This is a genomic window from Pseudomonas sp. SBB6 (genome assembly GCF_024213215.1).
In the GTDB taxonomy this organism is placed as follows: Bacteria; Pseudomonadota; Gammaproteobacteria; order Pseudomonadales; family Pseudomonadaceae; genus Aquipseudomonas; species Aquipseudomonas donghuensis.
Map to the genome: position 1 here is coordinate 202,101 of NZ_JANAVH010000005.1, position 17,982 is coordinate 220,082.

Sequence of the window (17,982 nt, forward strand, 5' to 3'; positions counted from 1 at the left end):
CGACCTCTGTGGGAGCTGGCCTTGCCAGCGATGAGGCCGGTACAGCCAGCACATCAGGTGTCGTCTGGATTACGACCGCTGCGCGCTCGATCGCTGGCAAGGCCAGCTCCCACAAGTCCGGCGTACACAGGTCCACTGTAGGAGCGGGCTTGACCCGCGATGAGGCCGGTACAGCCAGTACATCAGGTGGCGTCTGGATTACGATCGCTGGCAAGGCCAACTCCCACAAAGACCAGCCATCAAGCCAGTGCGTTGACGAACAGCACATCGTTCTCCAGATGAATATGCTGCAGCAGATCCTCGCGAAACTCCTCCAGCCCGCGGTACAGGGTGCGCCAGGTGTTGCAGGCGCCCTCCGGCGCGGTTATCTCGTTGGTCAGCAAGCTCAAGCGCTCCAGCGCCTGGCCATGTTGATCATGCTCCATACGCATCACCTGGATCGGCGCACCGGCCTGGCGGCCCATGCCCCGTTGCAGCAAGGGGAACAGCACCTGTTCTTCCTTGAGCATGTGCCCTTCAAGTTCCTGCTGCATGTCCTGCAGGTGATCGGCCAGGCCGTTGGGGCAATGGTCATGGCCACCGTGGACCTGCTCCACACGACGGGCCAGGCGGATCAGTTCCGGCAACTGCTGGCGATGGCGGTCGTGGTAGCGGGAGAGGATGTAGGCAATCAGTTCGGCCGGGGAGAGTGTCGGGTTCATCAGGGCTCCTGGTCTGTTGGCAAAGGTTCCCCAGGGCCATTGCATCGCCCATGCCAGCTTTAATTGCCCGAAATCAAGGGCCGTTGCTGTGGATGTGGTGAAATTCACCCGAATACCTCAGGGTAGCGATAACCACAGAGGGTGATGACTACCATGCTGCGTGAAAGCCTTGCCGCCGATCTGATCGTCGAGCTGCCCAATGCCGTGCGCTTGCAGCGTCTGGTGCAGACGCTGCGCGAATACTTCAACTGCGGCGCCGTCGGCCTGCTCCGGCTCGAAGGCGACAGCCTGCGGCCGCTGGCCTGTGTCGGCCTGGTCCACGAAGCCCTCGGCAGGCGCTTCGTGATCGCCCAGCATCCGCGCCTGGCAGCGATCATGGCCTCGCGCGAGCCGACCTGGTTCGAGCCCGACAGCCGCCTGCCAGACCCCTACGATGGCCTGCTCGAGACCGCGCTGCACGAGCCCTTGGCTGTGCACGACTGCATGGGCGTCAGCCTCTATGTGGAAGGCCAGGTCTGGGGCGCGATCACCCTCGATGCGCTGCAGGCCGGGACCTTCGGCAGCGATGCCCGCGATGAACTCAAGCGCTGCACCCTGCAGATCGAGGCTGCCTTGCGGGTCACCCGCCTGGAGCAGGAGAACCGCAGCCTGCGCCTGTCGCGCAGCGAGCCCCAGGACCTGCGCAGGCCTGTGGAAGAGGGCGAGATCCTCGGTCACAGCGCGGTGCTGCAGCAGTTGCTCAACGAGATTGAAGTACTGGCCGACGCCGATCTGCCGGTATTGCTGCTGGGCGAGACCGGGGTCGGCAAGGAGCTGTTCGCCCGCCGCCTGCATCGCCTGTCGCGACGCAGCCACAAGCCGCTGATCCAGGTCAACTGCGCGGCCTTGCCCGAGTCCCTGGCCGAGAGCGAGCTGTTCGGCCATGTCAAAGGCGCGTTCTCCGGCGCCAGCAGCGACCGCGCCGGGCGCTTCGATGCAGCCAATGGCGGGACGTTGTTTCTCGATGAAGTCGGCGAGCTGCCCCTGAGCGTGCAGGCCAAGCTGTTGCGCACCCTGCAAAACGGCGAGATCCAGCGCCTGGGCGCCGACAAGCCGCTGCACGTGGATGTGCGCATCATCGCCGCGACCAACCGGCACTTGCCCGACAGCATTCGCGACGGCCTGTTTCGCGCCGACCTGTACCATCGCCTGTCGGTGTATCCGCTACCGATTCCGCCGTTGCGCGAGCGCGGCAACGATGTGTTGATGATTGCCGGGCAGTTCCTCGAACTCAACCGCACCCGCCTGGGCCTGCGTGGTTTGCGCCTGTCGGCGGCGGCCGAGCGGGCGCTGCTGGCCTACCACTGGCCGGGCAATGTGCGCGAGCTTGAGCATGTGATCAGCCGCGCCGCACTCAAGCAACTGAGCCGCGAAGGCAGTCGCAGCCAGATCACTACCCTGGAGCCGGAGGTGCTCGACCTCGATAGCGCGCCGGCAGCGGCGCCACTGGCGGATCAACCGCTGGCCGCCAGCTTGGCGTATCCCTCCCTGAGCGACGCCGTCGATGCCTGCCAGCGCCAGGCCATTGCCCAGGCGCTGCGTCTGAGCGGGGATAACTGGGCCAGTGCTGCGCGCCTGCTGGCGGTCGACCCGAGCAACCTGCACAAACTGGCCAGGCGTTTGCGCCTCAAGTAACACCCAGAGCGTTGATGGTGATCAAGGCCTGCCGGTGTCGCAGCTTACAGACTGCGCACAACTTCCCAGGAGATCACCGCCATGCCGCTGTCCCTTGCCCAGATGCGCCGTAACTACACCCTCGGTGGCCTGCAGGAGGAGGTGGCGCCGCTCGAACCGCTGCCGCTGTTCGCGCAGTGGCTGCAACAGGCCCGCGAGACCGAGCGCGAGCCGGTGGAGGCCAATAGCATGCACCTGGCCACCGTCGACAGCCTGGGCCGGCCGCACTGCCGGGTGCTGCTGCTCAAGGGCTTTGACCAGCAGGGCTTTACCTTCTTCGGCAACTACCAGAGTGCCAAGGGCCAGGAACTGGCGGCCAACCCCTATGCGGCGATGACCTTCTTCTGGCCGGGGCTGGAGCGCCAGGTACGTATTGAGGGGCCGGTGACGCGGCTCGATCCGCAGTTATCCGACGCCTACTTCGATTCGCGTCCCGAAGCCAGTCGCCTCGGCGCCTGGGCTTCACCACAAAGCCGGGCGTTGACCGACCGCGGCGAACTGCAGGCGCTGCTGGCGCAGACCATCCGCCGCTTCGTCGAGCAGCCGCTGCGTCGCCCCGAGCATTGGGGCGGCTATTGCCTGAGCCCTGAACGCATGGAATTCTGGCAGGGCCGCGCCGATCGCCTGCATGACCGTCTCGATTATCGCTGCCAGGGCGGGCAGTGGACGCGCCAGCGCCTGGCGCCGTGAGCCCGAAGAGATACCTCCAAGGAGGAATAGGTTCGCCCAGGCTTTAGGTTCAGGCTTGGGCCCATCCACCTTTCACGGGAAGCCCAGGCCATGGCCCATTTGGCACAACGCACGTTTGAACCCCTGAACATCGCCGTGCTGACCATCAGCGACACGCGCACCTTCGACACCGACAGCTCCGGCCAGACCCTCATCGACCTGCTGCAAGCAGCAGGGCATGTGCTGGTCGAGCGCGACCTGGTCAAGGACGATATCTACCAGATCCGCGCGACCCTCTCGCGCTGGATCGCCGACCCCAGGGTACAGGTGGTGCTGACCACCGGCGGCACCGGTTTTACCGCCCGCGACAACACCCCGCAAGCGGTGCAGCCATTGCTGGATAAACACGTCGAAGGCTTTGGCGAGTTGTTCCGTCAGGTGTCGCTGGCCGAAATCGGCATGTCCAGCCTGCAGTCCCGTGCCCTGGCGGGGATGAGCAATGGCGTGCTGGTGTGCTGCGTGCCGGGTTCGCCCGGCGCCTGTCGCACCGCCTGGACGCAGATCCTACATGGCCAGCTCGACAGCCGTACCGGCCCGTGCAATTTCGCCCCGCACCTCAAGGCCCAGGCCGAGCAGGCCATTGAGGCCTGTGGGGCGCGGCCATGAGCGGGCGGGTATGCGACAGCGGCAAGTTGATCCCGGTCGACCAGGCCATCCGCCATTTGCTCGAGCAGGCGCCACCGCCACCGGCTGCGCAGATGGTGTTGCTGGACAAAGCCCTGGGCCGGGTGCTGGCGGTTGATATCCATGCCCCGCGCAGTCTGCCGGGCTGGGACAACAGCGCCATGGACGGTTTTGCCTTCAGGGTGGCCGACCTGCCAGCTGCTGGCGGTTGCCTGAATCTGGCCGGGCGCATCGCCGCCGGCCAGCAGGCCAGTACCGCGTTGCAACCTGGGCAGGCGGTGCGGATCTTCACCGGTGCACCCTTGCCGCCGGGTGCCGACACGGTAGCGCCTCAGGAGCTATGCCGGGTGGAAGGCGAGCAGGTCTGGCTACCCGCCGCCGGCCTTGGCGATCACGTGCGCAAGGCTGGCGAGGAGGTGCGCGAAGGCCATCTGTTGCTGCAGGCCGGCAAGCGCCTGCGTGCCCAGGAGCTGGGCCTGCTGGCCGCTTCGGGCGTGGCCTGGGTCGAGGTCCATCGGCCCTTGCGCGTCGGTTTGCTGAGCAGCGGCGACGAACTGCGCGAACCCGGCCAACCCCTGGCCCCGGGGCAGATCTACAACAGCAACCGCTATTGCCTGATGGCCTTGCTGCAAGGCTGGGGCGTGGAGGTACACGACTACGGGGTGATGGCCGACGAACTGGCGGCCAGCAAGCACGCGCTGAATCTGGCTGCGTCCGAATGCGATCTGCTGCTGACCTCCGGCGGCGTCTCGGTGGGGGAGGAAGATCACCTCAAGCAGGCCATCCAGGACCTGGGCAGTGTCGACTTCTGGCGTCTGGCGATCCAGCCGGGCAAGCCCCTGGCTTTTGGCGAGGTGGCGGGCCGGCCATGGATCGGCATGCCCGGCAACCCGGCAGCGGCGCTGATTACCGCGCTGGTGGTGGTGCGGCCGTTCCTGCTGCGCGCCCAGGGCATGCGCGATGTGTTGCCCCGGCCGCTGGCGCTGCCAGCCGGCTTCGACTGGCTGCAACGCAATAAACGCCGCCAGTACCTGCGGGCCCGCTTGTTGCCCGAGGCCAACGGCCAGTCCAGCGTACAACTGCACCCACAACAAAGCTCGGCAATGCTCAGCGCCGCCTGCTGGGCCGATGGCCTGGCGGTGGTGGAGTGCGAGCAACAGCTGCACAAGCACGACAACGTGCAGTTCCTTTCTTTCGCGGAGCTGATGCAGTGAGCGGCCTTGATTGCCGTCAAGGTCCTGCCGGGCACTGTGGCTAGACTGGCAGCGCTTTTTTCGAATGCTCCGAGCCTGCTCGTGTTGTGCATCGCAGGCGCATGGCAGCAGCTTCTTTGATGAGGAAACCCCATGCAACTGGTCTGCCCGGCAGGCAACCTGCCTGCGCTTAAAGCCGCGGTGCGCCAAGGCGCCGATGCTGTTTACGTCGGCTTTCGCGACGACACCAACGCCCGGCATTTCGCCGGGCTGAACATGGACGACAAGCAGTTCGACGCCGCTGTTGCCCATATCCGCCAACACCAACGCAAGCTCTATGTCGCGGTCAACACCTACCCGCAACCCCAGGGTTGGGAGCGCTGGCAGCGCGCGGTCGACCGTGCCGCCGACCATGGTGTCGATGCCCTGATCGCCGCCGACCCGGGTGTGCTCGGCTATGCGGCCCAGCGCCACCCGCAGTTGAGCCTGCACCTCTCGGTGCAAGGCTCGGCCACCAACGCCAGCGCCCTGGCGTTCTACGCCCAGCACTACAACATCCGCCGCGCCGTGCTGCCACGGGTGCTGTCGCTGGCCCAGGTACGCCAGGTGGCAGCCAACAGCACGGTGCCCATCGAGGTCTTTGCCTTCGGCAGCCTGTGCATCATGGCCGAAGGGCGTTGCCACCTGTCGTCGTACATCACCGGCGAGTCGCCGAACCTGTGCGGCGTCTGTTCGCCGGCCAAGGCGGTGCGCTGGAGCGAAGACGCCGAGGGCTTGAGTGCACGCCTGAGCGAAGTGCTGATCGATCGCTATCAACCCGACGAGCCGGCCGGTTACCCGACCCTGTGCAAGGGCCGTTTCCTGGTGGATGGCAAGCGCTTCCATGCCCTGGAAGAGCCCACCAGCCTCGACACCCTCGATCTGCTGCCGGAGCTCGCCGCCATGGGCGTCGAGGCGGTGAAGATCGAGGGCCGCCAGCGCAGCCCGGCCTATGTCGAGCAGGTCACCCAGGTCTGGCGTGCCGCGCTCGACGCCCATCGCCTGGCACCGCAACGCTTCACGGTCAAGGACCAGTGGCGCCAGGTGCTGGCCGGTTTGTCCGAAGGCAGCCAGACCACCCTGGGTGCTTACCATCGATCATGGCAATGAGGGACTGGACATGAAGCTCAGCCTGGGACCCGTCCTGTATTACTGGGACAAGGAACAATTGGGGCGTTTCTACAGCGAGATGTCGGCCTTGCCCCTGGATGTGATTTATCTGGGGGAAACCGTGTGCTCGAAACGCCGGGCCATGAACCTCGATCACTGGCTTGGCCTGGGCCGCGAGCTGCAGGCCTGCAGTCCGGCGCAGATCGTGCTGTCGAGCCTGACCCTGATCGAAGCCGCTTCCGAGCTCTCCAGCCTGCGCCGCTTGTGCGACAACGGCGAGCTGCTGGTGGAGGCCAACGACATGGGGGCGGTGCAGTACCTGGCCGAGCGCAAGCTGCCGTTCGTGGCCGGCCCCGCGCTCAACCTGTACAACGGCCACGCGTTGGCCAAGCTGCTCGATTGCGGGATGATCCGCTGGGTGCCGCCGGTGGAGTGTTCGGCCACACTGATCCGCGCGGTGCTCGACCAGGCCGTTGAGTTGAACCGTGAGTTGCCGGAGGTTGAAGTCTTTGCCTATGGGCATCTGCCGCTGGCTTACTCGGCGCGCTGTTTTACCGCCCGTGCCGAAAACCGGCCCAAGGACGACTGCCAGTTCTGCTGCATCAACTACCCCGACGGCCTGGCCCTGAGTAGCCAGGAAGGCCAGGCGCTGTTCACCCTGAACGGTATCCAGACCATGTCGGCCGAGGTCACCAACTTGCTGGCCGACTATCCGGGGCTTGAAGCCTGCGGCGCCGACCTGTTGCGCCTGAGCCCGCGGGCCCAGGGCATGGTCGAGGTGGTTCAGGCCTTTGCCCGGGTGCGCCAGGGCGAAGCGCCGCCGTTGTTTGTCGAAGGTTGCAACGGCTACTGGCACGGCCAGGCGGGCATGTTGCGGGTCGAGGAGGTGGGCCTGTGCTGAACCGCACGCAATGGCTGTTGAAAGGTGCCGACCGGGTGCTGCCGCTGATCCGTCGGGTGCCGTTCGTGATTCAGCGAGTCGCTTTGCAGCAGGCGCTTAATCGCTGCCTGGCCGAGCCCCTGCGCGACGGTGAGTTCGACCTGCTGCGCGGGCGTTGGTTGTGCCTGCGGATTCCCGACCTGGACCTGGCCTGGTACCTGACCCGCAACCGCGATGGCCTGCAGATCGCCGAGCGGGCCAAGGCCGATGTCACCATTCGCGGCAACTGGCGCGAGTTTCTCTTGCTGGCCAGCCGTCAGGAGGACCCGGACACGCTGTTCTTTCGCCGCCGCCTGGTGATCGAGGGCGACACCGAGCTGGGTTTGACCCTGAAGAACCTGATCGACAGCCTCGACCCCGAGGTGTTGCCGGTGTGGTTGTGGCGCAACCTGGAGCGGGCCGGCAAGGGCCTGGCGGCCAGCTAACCGAGTGCCGAGGCCGCCAGCACCTGGCGGACCTCGGCGAATACCTCGTCTGCCTGCACGGCACTGCAATCCTCGCCATAGCGTTTGCGCAAGCCCAGCTGGCTGAGGATCAGGTGCTGGTCGGCCTGCAAGCCATGCTGTTGCAAGCAACTGGCGACGCACTGCAGCGGGCAGCCATCGAGTGCCAGGATCGGCCTTCCCGAACGCGCCTTGTTGACCAGCGCCGGTACATGCCCACCGACGCCGACAATGCAGGACATCTCCGCCAGCCCCTCGCGGTCCAGGCGCAAGGCGACGTTATTGGCCAGTTGCGCGACGTTCGAGCAACCGGAGCAGGAGTAGACCAGGGGCAGGGGGGGACGAGTCATGCGAGATCTCCACGGATTGGCCCTGTCAGTGTGCACGGCCCGGGATGTTGTGCCTTGATTGCGGTTACCGCTGAGCGTTGCCGGTCAACCCGGGTAGTCGGCCAGCTCATCGGCGGCGAGGATGTGGATGCTGCGCCGTTCCATGGCGATCAGGCCGCGTTCCACCAGACGGTGCAGGGTGCGCGAAAAGGTCTCCGGCTGGATGCCCAGCTTGGAGGCCACCAGGCGCTTGGACACCTGCAACTCGACCCGGCCACTGCCGGGGTCGCACTCCTGCAGCAAGAAGTTGATCACCCGGCGGCTGGCGCTGGCCGAGGTCAGGGTGTCGATGTCCCTGAGGCGCTGGTGCAGGTGGATGCTCATGCTCGCCAAAATGGCCAGGCACACCTGTGGCTGGTCTTCCAGGGCATTGCGGTAATGGGCGCCGTCGATGCTGATCAATACGCAGTCCTTGAGCGCCGTGGCCGTCACCGGGTAACTGCGCGCCTGGCTGAACAGCAGCGCTTCGGCAAAGGTCTGGCCCGGCTGGATGATCTCCACCAGATGTTCCTGGCCCTCGGCGCTGAGCCGGTACAGCTTGATCTGGCCACTGACCAGCAAGAAGAAGCGCTTGGCCGGGTCGCCCTGGTGCACGAGCGTGTCATGGCAGCTCAGGCGCCTGAGCATGGCCAGGCCACAGACGGCTTCGAAAACGTTGTCCGGCAGTTGGCTGAACAAGTGATGACGACGTAAAACCAGAACGGTAGAAGGGTGGGTCAGCATGGCGTACCTCCGCTGGCGCCTATGGTAAAACCCTCGGCGCCGGCGGCCTATGCCTCCGCCGGTCTACCTCCAAAGGGGCATCTGCAAAAGGGGGCTCAGGCGCTGTGGCGCAGATGGTCCATGGCCCACACCGCCGCCTCTACCCGCGAACGCAGGCCGAGCTTGTGCAGCAGGTTTTTCACATGGACCTTGACCGTGCCCTCGGTGATGCCCAGCTTGTGGCCGATGACCTTGTTGCTGTAGCCGCTGGCGATGGTCTTGAGCACCTGGCGCTCGCGCTCGGTCAGCTCCACGTCCGGCTGGCGCGGCGGTGAGCGCAGGGCCTGGGCCATCACCCGGGTCAGCCCGGGGCTGATCACCAGGGCGCCGTTCATGGCGTCGCGGATGTACTGGATCAACAGCTCCGGTTCCATGTCCTTGAGCAGGTAACCGTCGGCATCCAGGCGCAGGGCGTCGCGAATGTCGTCTTCGGCATCGGACACGGTGAACAGCAGCACCTTGCCGGCAAAGCCCTGGCTGCGCAGACGGCGCAGGGTTTCGATGCCGTTCATCTGCGGCATGTTGTTGTCCAGCAGCACCAGGTCCGGTTGCAGCGCCGGGATCAGGGCCAGGGCTTCTTCGCCGTGGCCGGCTTCGCCGACGATCTCGAAGTCGTCTTCCAGTTCGAGCATCTGGCGGATGCCGCGGCGCATCATCGGGTGGTCGTCGACCAGCAGGATTCGGTAGCGCGGGGAGGGGGTCATGCAGGGTTACCTTCTGTCAGGTGCCCGAGAAATTCCGGGCGAAATTCCATCTGTACCCGGGTGCCTTGCGGCTCCCGGCCAACAATCTGCAACTGGCCGCGCAGGCTGCGGGCCCGCTCGTCCATGATGTTCAGGCCGTGGTGTTCGCGCAGGTCGTGGGTGCCGCTGAAACCACGGCCATCGTCCTCGATCGACAGGCAGACGGTTTCGCCATACTGGCGCAATTGCAGCCAGGCGTTCTGCGCATGGGCATGGCGCAGGCAGTTGGACAGCGCCTCGCGGGTGATCTGCAGGATGTGGATCTGCTCGCTGGCCGACAGCTCGAAGGCCAGGCTGTCGACGTGCAGGTGCACCTGGAATTCGCCACGGCGGGAGAACTCCTCGGCGGTGTCCTTGAGCTCCTGCACAAGGCCGGCGTCGTGAATCTGCAGGCGGAAGGTGGTGAGCAGTTCGCGCAACTGGCGATAGGCGTTGTTCAGGCCTTCGCGCAGCTCGGCGGTGACGTTCTCCAGGGTCGCCACCGGCTCGCCACGGCGCATCAACGTTTGCATGCGGCTGACCTGCAGCTTCATGTACGACAGTGCCTGGGCCAGGGAATCGTGCAGTTCGCGGGCGATGATCGCGCGCTCCTCGAGCAGCACCAGGCGGTGGTCCTGTTCACGCTGGCGCTTGAGCGACAGCGAGGTGCCGATCAGGTTGGCCAGGGCTTGGATCAGCTCGGTCTCCCAGGCTTGCGGCTCGTGGCCGTCGATAAAGTGCGCCTTCAGCTCACCGAGGGTACTGCCCTGGTTGCTGATGCTGAACGTGTGATGGTGGGTGCGCTGGTGCCGTTGGCAGCTGGCGCAATCGCTGCTGGCGCAGATCTTGCGGCTGTCGGCGCCATGCAGGGCCAGCAGTTGCTGGGCAGGGGCCTGTAACTGGCCTTGCAGGCACAGCGACAGGCGCAGGCCCGGCAAGCGCTGCTGAAAGCGCCGGATCAGCTCATCCAGGCCCTCGGCGTTGGCCAGCCGGGTGGCCAGGCTGCGGCTGCTTTGGTACAGCAGCTCGAGGGCGGCGTTGGCCTGCTGCAGGTTGAGGGTTTTTTGCCGGACCTGGGTTTCCAGGGTGCGGTGGGATTGTTCGATGGTCTCGGCCATGGCGTTGAAACTGGTGGCCAGCTCGCCAAGCTCATCCTCGGACTGGTGGTTGACCCGCGCCTGGAACTCGCCGCGGCGAAAGCGCTGGGTGGCGTCCACCAGCTCTTTCAATGGCGTGATGACGTTGTATTGCAGCTCGTACAGGCCGAACAGCAGGACGATCATGGTGGTGAACAGCGCCGCGCCCTGGATCACCTGTTGCCAGCCCTGCTTGTGTTCGCTCTGGCGCTGCAGCAGGTTGACGAATTGGTTGAGCTGGTTGACGAAGGGCAGGGTGCTGGCCTGAAAAGCCGTGGCGTCGTCACGTTGCAAGGCCGGTAGCAGGGTCTGCTGCCAGTACTGCTGCAATTGCTGGTAGCTGGCCTGCAGTTCGAGGTTATTGCCGTCTTCGAGCACGGCCTTGAGTGCCTGACTGTTGAGGCGCTGCTGCAGGCTGTCGCGAATGCGTTCGAGGTCGGCGCGCTCGGCGCCGGCGGCCAGCTTCCAGCTCAGGTGGTAGGTCTCCATGCGCACGGAGCCGGCGGTGTTGATGGCGGCGGCATCGCCCTGGCTGAACCAGGCGATCAGGCCGGCGCTGAGCGAGCTGGCCAGGGCCAGCACGGCGATCAGAATCACCGCCAGGCCCGCGCGCGCAGGCAACGAGCTGCGCAGCCAGCCGATCATGGACGCGGGCCAGGGGTGAAGAGGGGAAAACGGTACATGGAGCACTCCGGGGTGTTGCAACTGATCGTTTCGCAGCCTGTCCCTGGCGCTCTACCTCTAAAGAGTTTTCAACCGCCAGTTTTACCGCCAAGCCTGGTGGAAAACTGACAACACCCTGATAAACAAAGGGTTTAGAGGTTTTTCGGCGCTACCTCGTTGGAGGTAGGCAGGACAAGCATAGGCCCAGGGGCGCCAGGGCTTCTTTGATCAGGGTCAAGTTTTCTCGGGGTTTGCCTCTCTAGTCTGCCGGCCATGGCTACCTGACTGGAGACCCAAGATGACTCAACCGCGAATACGCCAAGGCCTGGTGCTGGGCATGAGTACGCTGGCCTTCACCGTCTGCTTCATGGTCTGGATGATGTTTGCCGTGCTCGGCGTGCCGATCAAGGAACTGCTGCAGCTCAACGAAACCCAGTTCGGCCTGCTGGCCGCCACCCCGGTGCTGACCGGCTCGCTGGTGCGCTTGCCGCTGGGCATGCTCACCGACCGCTTCGGCGGGCGCAGTGTGTTCTTTCTGCTGATGCTGGCTTGCGTGCTGCCGCTGTACCTGATCAGCCACGCCAGCGCCTATTGGCAGTTCCTGGTCCTGGGCTTGTTCGTCGGGCTTGCCGGTGGCTCGTTCTCGGTCGGCATCGCTTATGTCGCCAAGTGGTTCGAGCAGGACAACCAGGGCCTGGCCATGGGCATCTTCGGCGCCGGCAATGCCGGGGCGGCGGTGACCAAGTTCCTCGCCCCGGCGTTGATTGCCGCCGGCAGCTGGCAACTGGTACCGAAGGTGTTCAGCGCCATCCTGTTCATCACCGCCTTGCTGTTCTGGTTTCTCAGTGCCGACAACAAGGCTCACCGCAGCGCTTCGGGGGCGTCCCTCGGCGAACAGCTCAAGGCCCTGGCCGAGCCTGCGGTGTGGCGCTACTGCCAGTACTACTCGATCGTCTTCGGCGGTTACGTGGCCCTGGCGCTGTGGATGACCAAGTACTACGTCCAGGAATACGGCTTCAACCTGCAAAGCGCGGCGTTGCTGGCCGCCTGCTTCTCGCTGCCGGGCGGGGTGCTGCGCGCCGTCGGTGGCTGGATGTCCGACCGCTGGGGCGCGCAGAGCGTGACCTGGTGGGTGCTGTGGGTCAGCTGGATCTGCCTGTTCCTGCTGTCGTACCCGCAAACCCAACTGCAGGTGCAGACCATCAACGGCCCGCTGGACTTTCACATCGGCCTGAACCCGGCGCTGTTCACCGTGCTGCTGTTCGTCATGGGCATCGCCTTCGCCTTCGGCAAGGCCTCGGTGTTCAAGTACATCGCCAACGATTACCCGCACAACATGGGCGCGGTGTCCGGCATCGTCGGCCTGGCCGGCGGCCTGGGCGGCTTCATCCTGCCGATTCTGTTCGGCGCGCTGGTCGACCTCACCGGCGTGCGCTCCTCCTGCTTCATGTTGATGTACGGCGTGGTCTGGGTGTCGCTCACCTGGATGTACTTCAGCGAAATCCGCAAGCGCCCGCTGCTGGGCAAACAGCCTCCAGCGACCGCGTCCCCGTTTTCCAGCATTGCCCAAGGAGAAGACCATGTCGGTTCTTAACACGCCTGACAAAGGCCCGGTGATTCACGACTGGCGCCCGGAAGATCCCGCGTTCTGGGGCCGTAGCGGCAAAAAGACCGCCACCCGCAACCTGTGGATCTCGATCCCCGCACTGCTGCTGGCCTTTGCCGTGTGGATGGTGTGGAGCACGGTGATCGTGCGCCTGAGTGCCATCGGCTTCAGCTTCAGCACCGACCAGCTGTTCTGGCTGGCGGCCTTGCCGGGGCTGTCGGGGGCGACCTTCCGGGTGTTCTACTCGTTCATGGTGCCGATCTTCGGCGGCCGGCGCTGGACCGCCCTGAGCACCGCCTCGCTGCTGGCGCCGTCACTGTGGATGGGCTTTGCCGTGCAGGACCCGAGCACGCCCTACAGCGTGTTCGTGATGATTGCACTGCTGTGCGGCTTTGGCGGCGGCAACTTCGCCTCGAGCATGTCCAACATCAGCTTCTTCTACCCCAAGTCGCAGCAGGGCACCGCCCTGGGCCTGAACGCCGGCCTGGGTAATCTCGGCGTCTCGGTGATGCAGTTCTGCGTGCCGCTGGTGATCACCTTCGGCCTGTTCGGTGCGTTCGGTGGCCAGCCGCAGGCGCTCGCCGACGGTGGCCAGCTGTGGCTGCAGAACGCAGGCTTCATCTGGGTGCCGTTCATTATCCTGGTCACCTTGCTGGCCTGGTTCGGCATGAACGACCTGTCCAGCGCCAAGGCCTCGTTCAGCGAGCAGGCGGTGATCTTCAAGCGCAAGCACAACTGGCTGATGTGCTGGTTGTACCTGGCCACCTTCGGCTCGTTCATCGGCTTCTCGGCAGCCTTTCCGCTGCTGATCAAGACCGCCTTCCCGCAGGTCAACGCCCTGACCTTTGCCTTCCTCGGCCCGCTGGTCGGCGCCCTGGTACGCCCGCTGGGCGGCTGGCTGGCGGACAAGCTCGGTGGTGCGCGGGTGACCCTGTGGAACTTCGTGCTGATGATCGTCATGGTCTTCGGTGTGCTGGCGTTCATCCCCGCGCAGGGCGCGAGCGGCAACTTCTACGGTTTTCTCGGCATGTTCATGCTGCTGTTCATCACCACCGGCATCGGCAACGGTTCGACCTTTCGCATGATCCCGGTGATTTTCCGCACCCTGCACGAAAAAGCCGCCAGCGGCAAAGGCGCCGCCGCCCGCGAACAGGCGCTCAAGGACGCCGGCAAGGAGTCGGCCGCGGTGCTCGGCTTCAGCTCGGCCATGGGCGCTTTCGGCGCGTTCTTCATTCCCAAGACCTTTGGCTCTTCCATGGCCCTGACCGGTGGCCCGCAGATGGCCTTCTACATGTTCGTCGGCTTTTACCTGAGCTGCATCGTCGTGACCTGGTGGTGGTACGCGCGTAAAGGCGCCGCGACGCCCTGCTGACATGACCCCGAATTCACATCTTGCACGGGCGGGGCACAGAACCCCGCAGCAAGCCTGAGAGGAAAGCACCATGAGTCATTTACTGGATCAACTGCGGTTCTTCAACCGCAAGCAAGGCGAGTTTGCCCAGGGGCATGGCGAGACCCGCAAGGAGTCGCGCGACTGGGAGAATGTCTACCGTTCGCGCTGGCAGTACGACAAGATCGTGCGCTCCACTCACGGGGTCAACTGCACCGGCTCCTGCTCGTGGAAAATCTACGTGAAGAACGGCCTGATCACCTGGGAAACCCAGCAGACCGACTACCCGCGTACCCGTAACGATCTGCCCAACCACGAGCCACGCGGCTGCCCGCGCGGTGCCAGCTACAGCTGGTACATCTACAGTGCCAACCGCCTGAAGTACCCGAAGATCCGCAAGCCGCTGCTCAAGCTGTGGCGCGAGGCGCGCCAGAGCATGGCGCCGGTCGAGGCCTGGGCGTCCATCGTCGAGAACAAGGCCAAGGCTGACAGCTACAAGAGCAAGCGCGGCATGGGCGGCTTCATTCGCTCCAGCTGGGATGAAGTTACCGAGATCATCGCCGCCGCCAACGTCTACACCATCAAGCAGTACGGCCCCGACCGGGTGGTGGGCTTCTCGCCGATCCCGGCGATGTCGATGGTCAGCTACGCCGCCGGTGCCCGTTACCTGTCGCTGCTGGGCGGCACCTGCCTGAGCTTCTACGACTGGTACTGCGACCTGCCGCCGGCTTCGCCAATGGTCTGGGGCGAACAGACCGACGTGCCGGAGTCGGCCGACTGGTACAACTCCAACTACATCATCGCCTGGGGCTCGAACGTTCCACAAACCCGCACCCCCGACGCGCACTTCTTTACCGAAGTGCGTTACAAGGGCACCAAGACCGTGGCCATCACCCCCGACTATTCGGAAGTGGCCAAGCTCACCGACCTCTGGCTCAACCCCAAGCAGGGCACCGACGCCGCCCTGGCCCAGGCCTTCAACCATGTGATCTTCAAAGAATTTCACCTGGACCAGCCAAGCGCCTACTTCACCGAGTACGCCAAGCGCTACACCGACCTGCCGGTGCTGGTGCTGCTCAAGCCCATGCTCGGTACCGCACCGGGCAACGGTTACCAGCCGGACCGCTTCCTGCGCGCCTCGGACCTGGCCGACAACCTCGGCCAGGACAACAACCCGGAATGGAAAACCATCGCCGTCGATGCCGGCGGCGAGCTGGTCTCGCCCCAGGGCTCGATCGGCTATCGCTGGGGCGAGCAGGGCAAGTGGAACATCCTGGCCCGTGAAGGCGGCGAGGGCCGCGAGATCGACCTGACCCTGAGCCTGATTGGCGGCGATGTCGCTGAAGTGGCCTTCCCGTATTTCGCCGGTGAAAGCCAGGAGCACTTCCAGCATGTCGCCGGCGATGCCGTGCAGTACCGCCGCGTGCCGGTGCGCAGCCTGACCCTGGCCGACGGCAGCCAGGTCAAGGTGGCGACCGTGTTCGACCTGTCGGCGGCCAACCTTGCCATCGACCGTGGCCTGGGTGGCGCCAACGTCGCCCGCGACTACGACGATGCCAGCGTGCCCGGCACCCCGGCCTGGCAGGAGCAGATCACCGGCGTCAGCCGCGAGAAGGCCATCCAGATCGCCCGCGAGTTTGCCGACAATGCCGACAAGACCCGTGGCCGCTCGATGATCATCGTCGGGGCGGCGATGAACCACTGGTACCACATGGACATGAACTACCGCGGGCTGATCAACATGCTCATGCTCTGCGGTTGCGTCGGCCAGACCGGTGGTGGTTGGGCCCACTACGTCGGCCAGGAGAAACTGCGCCCGCAGTGCGGCTGGCTGCCCCTGGCCTTTGGCCTGGACTGGAGCCGGCCGCCACGGCAGATGAACGGCACCAGTTTCTTCTATGCCCACAGCTCGCAATGGCGCCACGAGAAGATGAGCATGCACGACGTGCTCTCGCCTCTGGCCGACAAGCGCCAGTTCCCCGAACACGCCCTGGACTACAACATCCGCGCCGAACGCGCCGGTTGGCTGCCCAGCGCGCCACAGCTCAACACCAACCCGCTGCACATCTGCCGTGACGCTGCGGCGGCCGGCATGGCGCCCAAGGACTATGTGGTCAAGGGCCTGCACGAAGGCAGCCTGCGCTTTGCCTGCGAACAACCCGATAACCCGGTCAACTTCCCGCGCAACATGTTCATCTGGCGTTCCAACCTGCTGGGCTCGTCGGGCAAGGGCCATGAGTACATGCTCAAGTACCTGCTGGGCACCCGCAACGGGGTGATGAACGAAGACATCGGCCAGGTCGGCGACTGCAAGCCGCAAGAGGCCGAATGGGTCGACGAGGGCGCCATCGGCAAGCTCGACCTGGTCACCACCCTGGATTTCCGTATGTCCTCGACCTGCGTGTATTCCGACATCGTCCTGCCGACCGCGACCTGGTACGAAAAGGACGACATGAACACCTCGGACATGCACCCCTTCATCCACCCGCTGTCGGCAGCCATTGACCCGGCCTGGGAATCGCGCTCGGACTGGGAGATCTACAAAGGCATCGCCAAGGCCTTCTCGGCCATGGCCGAAGGGCACCTGGGCATCGAGCAGGACCTGGTCACCGTACCGCTGATGCATGACAGCGTCGGCGAACTGGCCCAGCCGTTTGGCGGCACCGATTGGAAAACCGCCGGCGTCGCTCCGCAGCCGGGCAAGAATGCGCCGAACCTGCAGGTGGTCGAGCGTGATTACCCGAACATCTACAAGCAGTTCACCTCGCTTGGCCCACTGCTGGAAAAACTCGGCAATGGCGGCAAGGGCATCAACTGGAACACCGATGAGGAAGTGAAGTTCCTCGGTGAGCTGAACTACCGCGAAGTGGAGGCGGGCATCAGCCAGGGCCGGCCGAAGATCGACACCGCCATCGACGCCGCCGAGGTGATCCTCTCGCTGGCACCGGAAACCAATGGCCATGTCGCGGTCAAGGCCTGGGCGGCACTGTCGCAATTCACCGGCATCGACCACAGCCACCTGGCGCTGTCCAAGGCCCACGAAGCGATCCGTTTCCGTGACATCCAGGCGCAGCCGCGCAAGATCATCTCCAGCCCGACCTGGTCGGGGCTCGAAGACGATCACGTCAGCTACAACGCCGGCTACACCAACGTCCACGAGAACATTCCGTGGCGGACCATCACCGGCCGCCAGCAGTTCTACCAGGATCACCCGTGGATGCAGGCGTTCGGCGAGCAACTGATGAGCTACCGGCCACCGGTCAACACCCGCACCATCGCCGGGGTCAAGGACAAGCGCAGCAACGGCCACACCGAAATCGTCCTCAACTGGATCACCCCGCACCAGAAGTGGGGCATCCACAGCACCTACAGCGACAACCTGCTGATGCTCACCCTCAGCCGTGGCGGGCCGATCGTCTGGCTCTCGGAAATCGACGCGAAGAAGGCCGGCATCGAGGACAACGACTGGATCGAGTGCTTCAACGCCAACGGCGCGCTGACCGCGCGGGCGGTGGTCAGCCAGCGGGTCAAGGAGGGCATGGTGATGATGTACCACGCCCAGGAACGGATCGTGAACGTGCCAGGCGCCGAGACCACCAAAACCCGCGGCGGCCACCACAACTCGGTCACCCGCGTGGTGCTCAAGCCGACCCACATGATCGGCGGTTATGCCCAACAGGCCTATGGCTTCAACTATTACGGCACGGTCGGCTGCAACCGCGACGAATTCGTCGTGGTGCGCAAGATGGCCAAGGTCGACTGGCTCGACGGTTCGCGCGGCGATGAGCTGCCAGGTCCGCTGCCGACCGAGATGGAATGAGG

The 17,982-nt window shown here is 65.0% G+C and carries 14 protein-coding genes and 1 pseudogene; 10 read left to right on the forward strand and 5 right to left on the reverse strand.

The window, feature by feature from the left end; all coding sequences use genetic code 11:
• Positions 1 to 239 precede the first annotated feature (239 nt).
• A pseudogene (locus tag NLX68_RS12450) lies at positions 240 to 674 on the reverse strand (hemerythrin domain-containing protein); the annotation flags it as partial.
• A 180-nt stretch (positions 675 to 854) separates the two neighbouring features.
• Between NLX68_RS12450 and norR the strand changes: the two are divergent.
• The 7 genes from norR to NLX68_RS12485 all read left to right on the forward strand — a co-directional run bounded on the left by norR (position 855) and on the right by NLX68_RS12485 (position 7,474).
• Positions 855 to 2,375, forward strand: coding sequence for a nitric oxide reductase transcriptional regulator NorR (gene norR / locus NLX68_RS12455; protein ID WP_254284410.1), 1,521 nt, complete (start codon positions 855 to 857; stop codon positions 2,373 to 2,375).
• A gap of 81 nt (positions 2,376 to 2,456) precedes the next feature.
• A complete protein-coding gene (pdxH, locus tag NLX68_RS12460; RefSeq protein ID WP_254284236.1) occupies positions 2,457 to 3,104 on the forward strand; it encodes a pyridoxamine 5'-phosphate oxidase in 648 nt (215 codons plus the stop codon).
• A 90-nt stretch (positions 3,105 to 3,194) separates the two neighbouring features.
• Positions 3,195 to 3,749 (forward strand): molybdenum cofactor biosynthesis protein B, encoded by a 555-nt coding sequence (gene moaB / locus NLX68_RS12465; RefSeq protein WP_254284237.1) that lies wholly within the window; start codon positions 3,195 to 3,197, stop codon positions 3,747 to 3,749.
• Positions 3,746 to 4,981 (forward strand): gephyrin-like molybdotransferase Glp, encoded by a 1,236-nt coding sequence (gene glp, locus NLX68_RS12470; RefSeq protein ID WP_254284238.1) that lies wholly within the window; start codon positions 3,746 to 3,748, stop codon positions 4,979 to 4,981. Before moaB ends, glp begins: the two co-directional genes overlap by 4 nt.
• A 132-nt stretch (positions 4,982 to 5,113) precedes the next feature.
• Positions 5,114 to 6,109, forward strand: a complete 996-nt coding sequence (locus NLX68_RS12475; RefSeq protein WP_010221935.1) for a peptidase U32 family protein — start codon at positions 5,114 to 5,116, stop codon at positions 6,107 to 6,109.
• Positions 6,110 to 6,119: 10 nt separating this feature from the next.
• Complete coding sequence (locus NLX68_RS12480) at positions 6,120 to 7,010, forward strand: U32 family peptidase (protein WP_010221936.1); 891 nt, start codon at positions 6,120 to 6,122, stop codon at positions 7,008 to 7,010.
• Entirely contained in the window at positions 7,004 to 7,474 is a 471-nt protein-coding gene (locus NLX68_RS12485; RefSeq protein WP_010221937.1) for an SCP2 domain-containing protein, read from the forward strand. The genes NLX68_RS12480 and NLX68_RS12485 overlap by 7 nt, the downstream gene beginning before the upstream one ends.
• Here NLX68_RS12485 and NLX68_RS12490 read toward each other — a convergent pair.
• From NLX68_RS12490 to NLX68_RS12505, 4 genes are all read right to left on the reverse strand, one after another.
• Positions 7,471 to 7,842 (reverse strand): putative zinc-binding protein, encoded by a 372-nt coding sequence (locus NLX68_RS12490; RefSeq protein ID WP_254284239.1) that lies wholly within the window; start codon positions 7,840 to 7,842, stop codon positions 7,471 to 7,473. The two genes, NLX68_RS12485 and NLX68_RS12490, sit on opposite strands and share 4 nt — an antisense overlap.
• An 84-nt stretch (positions 7,843 to 7,926) precedes the next feature.
• Positions 7,927 to 8,604, reverse strand: a complete 678-nt coding sequence (locus NLX68_RS12495) for a Crp/Fnr family transcriptional regulator (RefSeq protein ID WP_254284240.1) — start codon at positions 8,602 to 8,604, stop codon at positions 7,927 to 7,929.
• A gap of 95 nt (positions 8,605 to 8,699) precedes the next feature.
• Complete coding sequence (gene narL / locus NLX68_RS12500; RefSeq protein ID WP_254284241.1) at positions 8,700 to 9,347, reverse strand: two-component system response regulator NarL; 648 nt, start codon at positions 9,345 to 9,347, stop codon at positions 8,700 to 8,702.
• A complete protein-coding gene (locus NLX68_RS12505) occupies positions 9,344 to 11,146 on the reverse strand; it encodes a HAMP domain-containing protein (RefSeq protein ID WP_254284242.1) in 1,803 nt (600 codons plus the stop codon). The genes narL and NLX68_RS12505 overlap by 4 nt, the downstream gene beginning before the upstream one ends.
• 316 nt (positions 11,147 to 11,462) lie before the next feature.
• Between NLX68_RS12505 and NLX68_RS12510 the strand changes: the two genes are divergently transcribed.
• The 3 genes from NLX68_RS12510 to NLX68_RS12520 all read left to right on the forward strand — a co-directional run bounded on the left by NLX68_RS12510 (position 11,463) and on the right by NLX68_RS12520 (position 17,980).
• The gene (locus tag NLX68_RS12510; RefSeq protein WP_254284243.1) at positions 11,463 to 12,758 is read left to right on the forward strand and encodes a nitrate/nitrite transporter; all 1,296 of its coding nucleotides are present in this window, start codon (positions 11,463 to 11,465) and stop codon (positions 12,756 to 12,758) included.
• Complete coding sequence (locus NLX68_RS12515) at positions 12,745 to 14,142, forward strand: NarK family nitrate/nitrite MFS transporter (RefSeq protein WP_254284244.1); 1,398 nt, start codon at positions 12,745 to 12,747, stop codon at positions 14,140 to 14,142. The genes NLX68_RS12510 and NLX68_RS12515 overlap by 14 nt, the downstream gene beginning before the upstream one ends.
• A gap of 70 nt (positions 14,143 to 14,212) precedes the next feature.
• The gene (locus NLX68_RS12520; RefSeq protein WP_254284245.1) at positions 14,213 to 17,980 is read left to right on the forward strand and encodes a nitrate reductase subunit alpha; all 3,768 of its coding nucleotides are present in this window, start codon (positions 14,213 to 14,215) and stop codon (positions 17,978 to 17,980) included.
• Positions 17,981 to 17,982: the final 2 nt, after the last annotated feature.